11 protein-coding genes and 1 pseudogene are annotated in these 11463 nt (G+C 71.0%); 3 read left to right on the top strand and 9 right to left on the bottom strand.

The window, feature by feature from the left end; translation table 11 throughout:
* Window positions 1-176: 176 nt before the first annotated feature.
* The gene (locus ACIBAE_RS26330) at window positions 177-1169 is read right to left on the bottom strand and encodes a hypothetical protein (RefSeq protein WP_399290023.1); all 993 of its coding nucleotides are present in this window, start codon (window positions 1167-1169) and stop codon (window positions 177-179) included.
* Window positions 1170-1190: 21 nt separating this feature from the next.
* Window positions 1191-2669, bottom strand: a complete 1479-nt coding sequence (locus tag ACIBAE_RS26325) for an APC family permease (protein ID WP_399290021.1) — start codon at window positions 2667-2669, stop codon at window positions 1191-1193.
* Between the two features lie 281 nt (window positions 2670-2950).
* Here ACIBAE_RS26325 and ACIBAE_RS26320 point away from each other — a divergent pair, with 281 nt between their 5' ends.
* The gene (locus ACIBAE_RS26320) at window positions 2951-3352 is read left to right on the top strand and encodes an RNA-binding S4 domain-containing protein (protein WP_399290019.1); all 402 of its coding nucleotides are present in this window, start codon (window positions 2951-2953) and stop codon (window positions 3350-3352) included.
* 126 nt (window positions 3353-3478) lie between these two features.
* Window positions 3479-3859 (top strand): annotated as a pseudogene (locus tag ACIBAE_RS26315) (ATP-binding protein); the annotation flags it as partial.
* 52 nt (window positions 3860-3911) lie between these two features.
* On the opposite strand, the gene ACIBAE_RS26310 reads toward ACIBAE_RS26315, so the two are convergent.
* The 4 genes from ACIBAE_RS26310 to ACIBAE_RS26295 form a co-directional block, all read right to left on the bottom strand.
* Window positions 3912-6077 carry an FUSC family protein gene (locus ACIBAE_RS26310; RefSeq protein ID WP_399290017.1) on the bottom strand — a complete coding sequence of 722 codons (2166 nt, stop codon included), beginning with the start codon at window positions 6075-6077 and terminating at the stop codon, window positions 3912-3914.
* A gap of 128 nt (window positions 6078-6205) precedes the next feature.
* Window positions 6206-6463: a DUF2630 family protein gene (locus tag ACIBAE_RS26305; protein ID WP_399290015.1), complete on the bottom strand. Its 258-nt coding sequence runs from the start codon at window positions 6461-6463 to the stop codon at window positions 6206-6208.
* 223 nt (window positions 6464-6686) lie between these two features.
* Window positions 6687-7127 carry a hypothetical protein gene (locus tag ACIBAE_RS26300; protein ID WP_399290013.1) on the bottom strand — a complete coding sequence of 147 codons (441 nt, stop codon included), beginning with the start codon at window positions 7125-7127 and terminating at the stop codon, window positions 6687-6689.
* A gap of 344 nt (window positions 7128-7471) precedes the next feature.
* A complete protein-coding gene (locus ACIBAE_RS26295) occupies window positions 7472-8371 on the bottom strand; it encodes a hypothetical protein (RefSeq protein WP_399290011.1) in 900 nt (299 codons plus the stop codon).
* Window positions 8372-8526: 155 nt separating this feature from the next.
* On the opposite strand from ACIBAE_RS26295, the gene ACIBAE_RS26290 reads away from it, so the two are divergent.
* Window positions 8527-8949, top strand: a complete 423-nt coding sequence (locus ACIBAE_RS26290; protein WP_399290009.1) for a hypothetical protein — start codon at window positions 8527-8529, stop codon at window positions 8947-8949.
* Between the two features lie 125 nt (window positions 8950-9074).
* Here ACIBAE_RS26290 and ACIBAE_RS26285 read toward each other — a convergent pair whose 3' ends face one another.
* From ACIBAE_RS26285 to ACIBAE_RS26275, 3 genes are all read right to left on the bottom strand, one after another.
* Window positions 9075-9518, bottom strand: coding sequence for a universal stress protein (locus tag ACIBAE_RS26285; protein WP_399290007.1), 444 nt, complete (start codon window positions 9516-9518; stop codon window positions 9075-9077).
* 94 nt (window positions 9519-9612) lie between these two features.
* A complete protein-coding gene (locus ACIBAE_RS26280) occupies window positions 9613-10272 on the bottom strand; it encodes an FMN reductase (RefSeq protein ID WP_399290005.1) in 660 nt (219 codons plus the stop codon).
* Window positions 10269-11357 carry an LLM class flavin-dependent oxidoreductase gene (locus ACIBAE_RS26275; protein ID WP_399290003.1) on the bottom strand — a complete coding sequence of 363 codons (1089 nt, stop codon included), beginning with the start codon at window positions 11355-11357 and terminating at the stop codon, window positions 10269-10271. Before ACIBAE_RS26275 ends, ACIBAE_RS26280 begins: the two co-directional genes overlap by 4 nt.
* Window positions 11358-11463: the final 106 nt, after the last annotated feature.

The raw sequence follows: 11463 nt of genomic DNA, 5'->3' as shown, positions 1-11463 counted from the left end.
TGGGCTTGTTTTTTGTGTGGGGTTGGTTACGCGGGTCTATGGTGGGGGGGGGGGGGGGTGGGTTGTGGGGGGGGGGGGGGGGGGGTGGGGGGGGGTGTGGGGGGGGGGGGGGGGGGGGGGGGGGGGGGGGGGGGGGGGGGCCCGGGCCCCGGCCCCCCCCCCACCACCGTCGTGTCTCAGCCGTCCAGCCGCGCCCGCCGGAACGCCGTGAACTGCTCCGCCGGATCGCCCGTGTACGACCACGGCACCCGCGCCGCCCGCCACCCCAGCAGTCCGAACAGCCGCGCGGCGAGATCGTTCAGGCCCGCGTAACACGCCGCGTGCGTCAGGTAGTTCAGCTCGCCGATCTCCTCGGGGACGGCCGGGCCGTACGATCTGCCGCCGATCCACCGGTCGAAGGTGCGGACCACCTCCGTCACCGCCAGCTCGTGGTGCCAGTGCTGCCCGAAGTCCCTGACGGCCCGCCGCCCCTTCGCCGCCTCCGCGACATAGCGGAACTCCTCCACGCGGGCGATCTGCACGAGCACCGGCAGCGGGGATCCCGGCGGGGCGGCGCCCGCCGCGTCGCGCGCGAAGTCGTACATCCGGCCGTGCGTGCCGTGCCACCGCGCCGAGAAGTAGCGCAGCAGCTGGACGTGGCCCTCCATGTTGTACGGGTCGCGCCGGCGCAACTCGTCCCACCAGCGCCTTATCTCGCCCCGGCTCACCCCGTCCTCGTACAGCCGGGCGACCGTGAGCAGCGAGACCCAGGGCATCGGGTCGGCGGGCCGGGCGTCGGCCGCCGTCAGGCACGCCAGGACCGCCGCGTCGAGCCGGGCCCGCTCCAGGCCGACCCCGCGCCCGGCCGCTATGGCCCGGCTGAAGACCCGTACGACCTCCGTCGCCGCGCGCAGGACCGCCGCGTCGGGATTCTCCGGCTCCGCCGCCCGCCAGTTCTCCACGGCCGAGCTGTTGGCCGCCGCGTGCGAGAGGATCCGCACCCGGTGGGCGCGGCGCGGCCAGTCGTCGCCGGTGACGTGCAGCAGATCGCGGACGCCCTGCCAGCGCCCTATGACGATGTCGTGCCGTGCCTCGGTGAGCGGCCGGTCGCCGAAGTCCGGGTCGAAGTCGGGCGCACCGTTCCTGCCCGGGGGGCGGCCCCCGGGCGCCCGGTGACGGCGTTCCGCCATGGAGCTCCCCTCAGGTCTGCGTCAGAAGTCGGTTGCCAGTGACTCGTCGGTGTGGGTGGTACGGGCCGCTGCCGCCGAGTCGCTGTAGGACGTGTCGTCGGCCACGGCCCGGGTGGCGTCGAGCTTCGCGGGGCGGTAGTACGAACTGCCTTTGCGCCAGTACCAGCACATCGGCACCAGGCCGATGGCCAGGCCGCCGACGCCGATCGTGATCGCCGCCGTGCTCAGTTCGCTCAGCGACTCGTAGAACATCCAGAACATGAACAGCGCGCCGAGCAGCGGCCAGACCCCGCCGAGGAAGAATTCCGCTAGCGAGCGGAACAGCACCTTGCGGTACGCGACGACGGCCGCGATGCCCGCCAGTCCGTAGTAGACGCAGATCTGGAGCGAGATGGCGTTGACGGCGTCGGAGATGATCTCGGTGACCGAGCCCAGGGCGGAGGCCGCCGCGAGCAGGCCGAGCGCGACGACGCCGACCACGCCGATCGCCACCCAGGGGGTGTTCCAGGTGCGGTGGACCTTGCCGAGTGCGGCGGGCATCGTACGGTCGCGGCCCATCGCGAACAGCGAACGCGTCACCTGGATGAGCGTCGTCTCCAGCGTCGCGACGGTGGACAGCATCACCGCCACGATCAGCAGTTTGCCGCCGATGCCGGGCCAGATCACGTCGCCCAGCACGCCGAGCACGTTGGCGCTGCCCGCCTTGATCTGCTCATCGGTCAGGATGATGTTCACAGCGATCGTGTACGTCTCGAAGAGCAGGAAGACGATGCCCATGCCGATGAGGGCCGCGAGTCCGGCGGTCCTGCGGCTGTTGCGGGTCTCCTCGCTGAGGTTGCTGGTCACGTCCCATCCCCAGTAGTAGAAGGCGGCGACGAGCGCGCCTGCGGCGAAGCCCGACCGGCCCTCGAAGTGGTGGAAGCCGAGCCAGGACCAGTCGAAGATCTGGGCGGCGCCGTTGTGGGCGAAGGCCGCGACGACGAAGAGCAGGAGGAGGACCAGCTCCACGCCGGAGAGCAGGAACTGCGCCCGGACCGTCAGCCGGGCGCCGCCCAGCACCACCAGCAGCATGATCAGGAACCAGCCGGATCCGACGAGCAGCGCCGCCGCGGTGTTGTCGGCGAGTCCGCTGTCGAAGACCGCGAGCGTCATGGCACCGGCGGGCAGCGAACCGGCCACCATGAAGATCGTCGTGGAGACGACCAGCGCCCAGCCGGAGATGAAGCCGAGTGCGGGGTGCAGCGTACGGCCGACCCAGGAGTAGGCGGCTCCCGCGTTGGCGTCGAGGCGGCCCAGCCGGCTGTAGGCGAGCACGATGCCCAGCATGGGTATCGCGCAGTAGAGCAGCGCGGCGGGGCTGGCCAGCCCGACGGCCCCGACGAGGACAGCGGTGGTGGCGGCGAGCGAATAGGCCGGCGCGCTGCCCGCGACGGCCATCACGACGGTGTCGAACGTACCGAGGACATTGGGCTGGAGCCCTCTGCCGGAATTGCTGCGCATGGCTTCACTGCTTCCGGAAGTGCGTCGTGCCGCCGGTGGGAGCCCTCCGATGTCCTTCTTTGATGCCCTTTGGTGGCACGACATCTGTCGACATGTCAGAAACGATTCCCCGTGCGGAGGCATGTCTCCGTAAAGGAAGATCGAGCGCATCGTAGTCGTGAGTGTGCGGTGCGGCACCACGGATACGTTGCCGAGTTGTTTCGTCTGGGTACGGCGCGCGACGCGGTGCCGTGAGGTGCCGTACGGCCCGGCCGGGCCCGTGCCGCGTCTACTCTCGGTGTATGGCTTCTGAGGCTGAGGTTTCCGGCGGTGGGACGGCGCGGGTCGACACCTGGATCTGGTCCGTACGGCTCACCAAGACGCGCTCCCAGGCGGCCGCCGCCGCCCGCGCGGGTCACGTCCGCGTCAACGGCGACCGGGTGAAGCCCGCGCAGGCGATCAAGCAGGGCGACGAGGTCCGGCTGCGCCACGCGGGCCGGGACAGGATCGTGGTGGTCTCGCGGATCGTACGCAAACGGGTGGGCGCCCCGGTGGCGGTGGAGTGCTACGTCGACAACAGCCCGCCGCCCCCGCCGCGCGAATTCGCGGCCCCGCTCGCCCTGCGCGACCGGGGGGCCGGCCGTCCGACGAAGCGCGACCGCCGGGAGCTGGAACGTCTGCAGGACAGGCGGCAGGGCGAGTGAGGCCGGCCCGGTCCCGCCGGTCGCCGGGCCCGGGTTGTCGGGTCCGGCCAACTGTCGAGCCTAGCTTCATACCGTCACTCTTGGCGTACGGAAAGTAAAACCCGCGCCAATGGGAAGAGCACTCCCATGAACCATGACGGTGAACGGTCCGACCGGTCCGATCAGTACGACCGGCCCGACCAGCAAGGTCACGACAGCCGGCGGGTGACGCTCCGGCTGCCGAGCAATCCGCGCAGTGTGGGGCGGGCGCGGGCGGCGTTGCGAGTGAACATGGGCCTGCCCGGGGAATCGGGCGAGATCGCCGCCCTGCTTCTGTCGGAACTCGTCACCAACGCCCTGCGGCATGGGAGTCCGCCCGGCCGGGAGATCGCCGTCACCCTGGACCGCGCCGACGGGTTGCTGAGACTGGAGGTCGAGGACGCGGGTGAGCTGCTGCCGCACCCGCGTACCCCCGGGCTGGACGACGAGTGCGGGCGCGGGCTGGCGCTGATCGCCGCGCTCGCCGACGACTGGGGGGTGGCGCCCCGGCAGGGCCCGGGGAAGCGGGTCTGGGTGACGCTCAAGGTGTCGGACCCCCCGGCCGATCCGGAGGTGTCGGGTCCTCTGTCCGGCCAGGAGGCGTCGGATCCTCTGTCCGGCCAGGAGGCGTCGGACCCCCCGTCCCATCGGGCGGATCCGTCCGATGGGACGGCCCTGTCCGATCGCTCCGGCCGGTGAGGCCGCTCCGGCCGGTGGGGCCGGTGGGGCCACCGAGACCGGTCCGTCGCTGGGGTGAGGCGATCGCCCGCGCCGCCGTCACCTCCTGGCGCAGCGGCGCCAGGACCCCTTCTTCGTCGCCCGCCAGGTCCGCCCGTACCTCCACCAGGACCTCGCTCGACCGCAGACCGTCCGCCAACTCCCGCAGCTGGCGCTCGATGGAGGCCGCCTCGGCCGGGACGGGCGGCGGGGTGCCGTGGTTGACGCGGACGCGGGCCGCCGTCGTCGCGTCGACGATACGTTCCACGGAGACGAGCAGCGGCCACCAGGCCGCGGCCCGGGTACCCATAGGGGGAGGCTCGGTCAGGGCCCGCTGGAACTCGGTCCGTACGACCGACAGGTCCCGGTAGAGACGGCGGCGTCTGCGCACCCGCTCGGCCTGTTGCGCCTCCGTACCGCCGGATTCGGATCCGAACGCGCACCGGACGTACCCGGCGGTGTCCTCCACCGTGTCCGCGAGCCGGTCCCCGATCCGGGTGTGCCAGCTCTCCGGCCAGAGCAGATAGCCGGCGATCAGCGCGATCCCACAGCCGATCAGACTGTCGGTGAAGCGGGGGACCACCAGGCTGAAACCCTGGTGGTTCAGGACGTCGGAGAGCAGCAGGATCACCGGTGTGATGGCGGCCGTCTGGAACACGTACCCCTTCGCCGACACCGCCGGGATCAGGGCCGCGAGGACCAGCACGACCGGCACGTCCCACCAGCCGCGCGGGACGGCCGTCAGCACGACGGCCGCGACGACGAGCCCGAGAGCCGTGCCCAGCGCGCGCAGCACCGCCCGCGAGAAGACCGACCCGAAGTCGGGTTTGAGGACGAAGGTCACCGACAGCGCGACCCAGTACGAATGCTGCACCGGGACCACCGACACCAGCGTCTGCGCCAGCCCGATGCAGAGGGCGAGGCGCAGTCCGTAGCGCCAGGAGTTCTCGGAGAACAGCACGGCGCGCGCGGTGCGGCGGGCCCGGACGCCGAGCGCGGCGGGCCGGCCCAGCCGGTCGTCGATGTTGTACGGATCGGGGTCGGCCGACCGGACCACGGTGGCGGCGTGCCGCAGCGCGAGGTCGACGGCGCGGTCCGAGGAGGATGCGGGCGCGGGGAGTTCCAGGGCCGGATCGCCCTTACGTCCCGTCTCGACCGCGTCTGCCAAGTCCCTTACCGCCGCCGGGATCGCGGCGGGCAGTGGCCGCCCGTGCTGGTGGGCGGCGGGTGCGGCCTCGACCAGCGGGATGATCACATTGAGCTGGGCGATCAGCTGTACGAGCGGGCCGCTCCGGCCGTGGTCGCGGGCGCGGCGGGCGAGGACGAGGTCGTACGCCTGGTTGAGCGAGCGGGTGACGGCCTGACGTCTGCTGTCGTACTCCGTACCGCCGGCCGCCTCCAGCAGATCGGCGAGCGCGCGGTACGTCCCGGCGACGGCGATCCGTTCCGGCGCCCGGGCGCGCAGTGGCCAGGCGAGCAGCGTCAGGACGAGGACGAACAGCCCGCCGACGGTCAGCAGCAGCGGGGCCTTCCACCACGGGTCGGGCAGCGGGAGCCCCGCGCCCAGTACCGCGTTGATCAGGAGGACCAGCCCGGAGACCGAGGCGACCGCGCCGATCGAGGAGATCATCCCGGAGACGAGCGCGATCAGGGTCAGGGTCCCGACCGCGAACCAGCCCTGCCCGAAGACGAGGGTGCCGAGCGTGACGCCGAGAGCGCCGAAGAGCTGGGGGACCGCGATGTTGAGGATCCGCATCCGGTACGCGTCGGCGGTGTCGCTGATGACGCCCGAGAGGGCGCCGATGGCGACGATGGCGCCGTAGTCCGGCCGGTCGAGGGCGAGGCCGACCGCCACGGGAACGGACAGGGCGACGGCGGCGCGGGCGACGGCGGCCCAGGGGATGGGGGCGGGCTGCGGGCGCAGGCCCGCGGTCAGCCAGGCGGGCGGGGACAGCCGGGCGGCGGCGCTCGGGACCTCAGGTTCTCCCATGTCCACCACTCTGACTCATGAGCCTGATGGGGCTCAGGAGCCGCGTGGTGTGGTTCGCGGTGTGGTTTCACGGTGCGGTTCACGGGCTCACCCGGGAAGCTCGGGGTGGGGTGTTCGGGGCGGGGTGCTCAGCCCTGGTAGCCCTCGACCTCGTTCGCCGGGCGGACCGCCGCCTCGTCCGGGTTCTCGCCGTACTCCGACTTGGCGCGGCGCTGGCGCAGCAGGTCCCAGCACTGGTCGAGCTGGATCTCGACGGAGCGCAGCCTCGCCCGCTCCTCGGAGGCGAGGCCGAGGCGCTGGAGCGAACGGTCGCGCAGGGTGCGCTCCTCGGCGACGAGGGAGTTGATGTTCGCGAGGATCTCGTCGTTCTTGCGGGGGGCGTTCATGGCTGCCGCGGCCTCCTTGCGGGCGGGGACGGCTGGAAATCGCTGGGACACAGCTGGGGGACGGCGGGGAAACGGCTGCGCGGTCCGGGGGCTGACGGCGGACGTACCGTACGTACGCGCATACGGCGACAGCGATGGTTTCCGCTGTCTCCGTATGCGCGTATGACGATGGTTCGGGGCCGTCGTTCGTTTTCGAGGTGGGGCGTTCAACGCTGTCGGGCCGTCAGTAGCGTGACGCTCTTGGCGTTACGCGATCCCGGTCGGTGGCCAGCGCCCAGATGATGAAGGCGGAGAGCGCCATGCCCACGACCGCCCAAACCGGCTGGTAGGGCAGGTACATGAACTGTGCGACGAGATTGAGCGCCGCGATGCCGATACCGAGGTACCGGGCCATGGGGACGCGGGCGAGGATCCCGATGCCGACGAGTGCGATGAGCACTCCTATGCCCAGATGGATCCAGCCCCATGAGGTGAGGTTGAAGTTGTACGCGTAGGCGTTCGAGCTGTGGAGGAACGCGTCCTTCCTGATTCCGGCGACGCCCTGGAGGATGTCCGTGGCGCCGACTACCAGCATGAGGATCCCGGCGAAGAAGCTCCCGCCCACGGCCCAGGTGGACTTGCGTCCGGCATGGGCGCCTGTGCCTGCGCCCGTCCCGGTCCCCATGTCCATTCCCGCGCCGGTGCCTGCTCCCGCGCCCGTGCTCATGCCATTGCTGCGAGGTCGATGTGTTGTGTTCTGGCTCATATCCCCATGGTGCTCCAAACGGTACAAAAGCGACATTCAGTCAGGTGAGATTGGAATAAAGAATCGGTAAAGTCCGGCGTGGGCCGCTGACAGGGCCAACTCGCCGGGCCGGTGACGACGCCAACTCGCCCGGCCGCTGACAGGACCAACTCGCCCACCGATGCCTGGTCGGTGACCGGTGACCGGTGACCGGTGACCGGTGGCCGGTGCCTGCGGTGACCCGTGACCGGTGCCTGCGGTGACCGCCTGCGGTGCGCCGGTGCCTAACCGGTGCCTGGCCGGTGACCGGTCGGGGCCGGACGCGTTCCCGGACCGTCGCCGGCCGGGTGCGGAGACCACCCGCGCCGCCGTGGCCGGCCCGCGAGCCAGGCGGCCATGGCCAGGACCACCCCGGCGACCAGGACGGACCAGCCCGTCGCCCGGAGGGAGTCGGTCAGCGCGTCGTAGACCGCCCCGGCCGCCGCCCGGTCACCGTCGTCCGGCAGACCGTTGAGGACGCTCGTGCGGCCCACCACGACGGCGATGATCAGCAGCACCGCGCCGGCCGCGTACGCGACCCCGACGCCGATCAGCGCCCGGCGCCGCCGGACGGCGACCAGCAGGGCCAGTGCCGTGACGGCGACCGCCCCCACGGCCGGCCAGATCCCGGCCGTCCGCAGCCCCTGGGTGACCTCCCGCCAGACCCCGAGCGCGTTCGGTTCCAGGATGACGACGTCGGTGTGCCGCACGGGGATGCGCGCGGCGAACGGCACCCCGTCGTCCGTCAGCTGCTTCTTCACCTGTTGTGTGGCGTGTGCCAGGTCGATGGTCACGGGACGCCCGTCGCCGGTGTCCAGGACCTGTTCGACGGCGCCGTGCGCGGCCCGGCTCGCCATCGTCCAGGCGGCCTTGAAGGTGTCGGTGGTGGTGAAGGACCGTACGGCCTCGCGCAGCAGACCCCGGACGCCCTCCTGGAGCGGACCGACGTCCACGTGCGCGATGACCTCGTCGGTGATGCGCTCCGAGACCGCGTCCCGTACTTCCGGGTCGGAGGCGAGCGGTGCCAGGTCGGAGACGAAGCGGTCGGTGTTCCCGATCTCCAGATCGGTCCAGGCCGCGATCGCGCTCAGCGGAGTGAGGACCGCCAGCAGGACGATCAGCGCCATGGAGAGGTAGGTCCGCACCTCTCAAGGGAACGTGGCGCGGACGGCGGGCGCGAGCGGTGCGCCGCCGACCTGGTGAGTGCGGTGGGTCTCGGTTTGACGGCCGCGACGGGCGGGTGTGCTCTGGAGAGATGGTTGTGGGGGGTGTGGGGGTGTGACGGAAGGAGCTTTCTGCCATGGCCGCACACGCAGCGGTACCCACGAGGCAGCGGACCGCCTCGTCGCGGCGCCAGACCTCCCCGGGGGGCCGACGGGTCTCCCCGGCCGCTGTGGGGGTGCCCCTCGTGCTGGGCATCGCCTACGGCTCGTACGCGCAGTTCATCGCCCGTAGCGGCGGCGCGGCCTCGTACGGCCAGCTCGCCCTGGCACTGATCTCCGGGGCGGCGATGGCCCTGCTGATCTTCGGCCTCCACCGTTTCCAGCACGTACTGCCCCGCGAGCCGAGGGCCGCTGCCTGGGGGGTGCTGGTCGGCGGGTCCATCGGCTTCCTCTACAGCCTCACCGGGCACAGCGTTCTGCTGTCCGCGGCGATCGGCCTCGGGCTCGGGGTGGGCACGGTCCTCTCGGTCTTCTACGTGCTCCACACGCGAGAACCCTGATCACCCTGATCACACCGGGGAAACCCGGACCATCCAGGCACGCGCGCGGCCCGCCGGATCCGTTCCGGCGGGCCGCGCGCATGCCTGGATGTGGCGCCGCTGTAACGGAGCCCGGCCCCCGGCGCTCAGTCCTGGTCCTCGACGACCTCGCCGCGCACCACGACCACCGGGCGCTTCGCGTGCTGGGTGACCTGGAGGCTCGTGGAGCCCATCAGGGTCGCGCCGAAGGTGCTGTGACCACGGTCGCCGACCACGAGGAGAGACGATCCCTCGGCGTGGTCGAGCAGCACCTGCGCGGCGTGTCCCTCGCCGGTGTGGCGTTCCACCGTCGCGGCGGCCTCGGCGGGCAGGGCCTTCGCCACCGCCTCTTCGAGGACCTTCTCGGCGGTTTCCTTCGGGTTGTCGCCCGCGCTGAGGGCCATGCCGCCCCAGCTGCTGTGCGGCAGCTCCCAGGCGATCACGGCGTGCACGGTGGAACCTGTCAATTTCGCCTGCCGTGCCGCCCAGCGCAGGGCCTTCAGGGAAGGCTCCGAGCCATCTACGCCGACTACGATCCTGCTGCCGCTCATGACGGCCTCCGCTTGGTCTTGTACCGCTCTGCTCAATACCGATGACGTACGTGACGACGTACGTGCTGACTGACGCGATGACCCGCGTGACGACTCACGCGAGGTTGACGAGGAGCTTTTCGAACGGAATCACTTCCTCCGCTTCTTCGGCTGCCCCGGATCCGTTCGCTGATTCGCTTGTGCGCACGGTCGCCGACGTCAGGATCCGGGCCAGTTCAGCGCCGGCTCGGCTGATCCGGGCCGGTAGCGTCCCCTCGTCGCTGTCACCCTCCACGCCCGCTCCCCAGTCGCCGGTGGCCGCGAAGACCCCGGTCGGGAGAGCGAAGGCGTGCAGGTGGCTGAAGAGCGGGCGCAGTGCGTGGTCCAGCACGAGCGAGTGGCGGGGGGTGCCGCCGGTCGCCGCGAGCAGGACGGGTGTGCCGGTGAGCGCGTCCTTCTCGATCAGGTCGAAGAAGGACTTGAACAGACCGCTGTACGAGGCGGCGAAGACCGGCGTGACGACGATCAGACCGTCCGCCCCGGTCACCAGGTCCAGCGCCTCGCGCAGAGCGGGCGCCGGGAAACCGGTGACCAGGTGGTTCGCGATGTCGACGGCCAGATCGCGCAGTTCGACGACCGTGACCTCCACCGGGCGTTCCCCGAGACTCAGCTCCTGTGCGGTCGCCTCCGCCAGCCGGTCCGCCAGCAGGCGGGTCGACGACGGCTTGCTCAGCCCGGCCGAGACGGCTATCAGCTTCAGCGGTTCCCTGGTCATGGTCGGACCTCTTTCTTCACCGCGTCGGCGGCGGCCGGGTGGACGGGACCGTCCGGGACACCGGCGGGGCGCAGGCTCGCGAACTCCTTGCGGAGCACCGGCACCACTTCCTCGCCGAGCAGGTCCAGCTGCTCAAGCACGGTCTTGAGAGGCAGTCCCGCGTGGTCCATCAGGAAGAGTTGACGCTGGTAGTCGCCGAAAGATTCCCGGAACGTCAGTGTCTTCTCGATCACCTCTTGCGGACTGCCCACGGTCAGCGGGGTTTGCTCGGTGAAATCCTCCAGCGAGGGCCCGTGGCCGTAGACCGGCGCGTTGTCGAAGTACGGGCGGAAGCGCCGTACCGCGTCCTGCGAGTTCCTGGCGATGAACGCCTGGCCGCCCAGACCGACCATCGCCTGTTCCGGGGTGCCGTGGCCGTAGTGCGCGTAGCGCTGCCTGTAGAGGCGGATCAGCTTCTGGAAGTGCCCCTTGGGCCAGAAGATGTTGTTGGCGAAGAAGCCGTCCCCGTAGTAAGCGGCCTGTTCGGCGATCTCGGGAGACCGGATCGAGCCGTGCCAGACGAACGGCGGGGTGCCGTCCAGCGGCCGGGGCGTCGAGGTGAAGCCCTGGAGCGGCGTACGGAACTTGCCTTCCCAGTCGACGACGTCCTCGCGCCACAGCTTGTGCAGCAGGGCGTACTTCTCGATGGCGAGCGGGATGCCCTGGCGGATGTCCTCACCGAACCACGGATAGACCGGCCCGGTGTTGCCGCGCCCCATCATCAGGTCGACGCGCCCGTCGGCCAGGTGCTGGAGCATCGCGTAGTCCTCGGCGATCTTCACCGGGTCGTTGGTGGTGATCAGGGTGGTGGAGGTGGAGAGGATGAGCCGCTCGGTGGTGGCCGCGATGTAGCCGAGCATCGTGGTGGGCGACGAGGGCACGAAGGGCGGGTTGTGGTGCTCGCCGGTGGCGAAGACGTCCAGCCCGACCTCCTCGGCCTTCCGGGCGATGGCGACCATCGCCTTGATCCGCTCGTTCTCGGTCGGTGTCCGTCCGGTGGTCGGGTCGGTGGTGACATCGCCGACGGTGAAGATCCCGAACTGCATCGCGGTTCACCCTCTCGTTTAGTTGAAAATTGAACTGTCCGCTGTAACGGTGTGTCCCCGGTCTCTATTCCAGACTCGGGCCCGCGGGTCTTCCGTGGGCCGCCGG

The sequence above is a fragment of the Streptomyces sp. NPDC051569 genome (assembly GCF_044454085.1).
Taxonomy (GTDB): domain Bacteria; phylum Actinomycetota; class Actinomycetes; order Streptomycetales; family Streptomycetaceae; genus Streptomyces.
The sequence above is the reverse complement of the archived record's forward strand: the minus strand, read 5'-3'. Positions and strand labels throughout refer to the sequence as shown.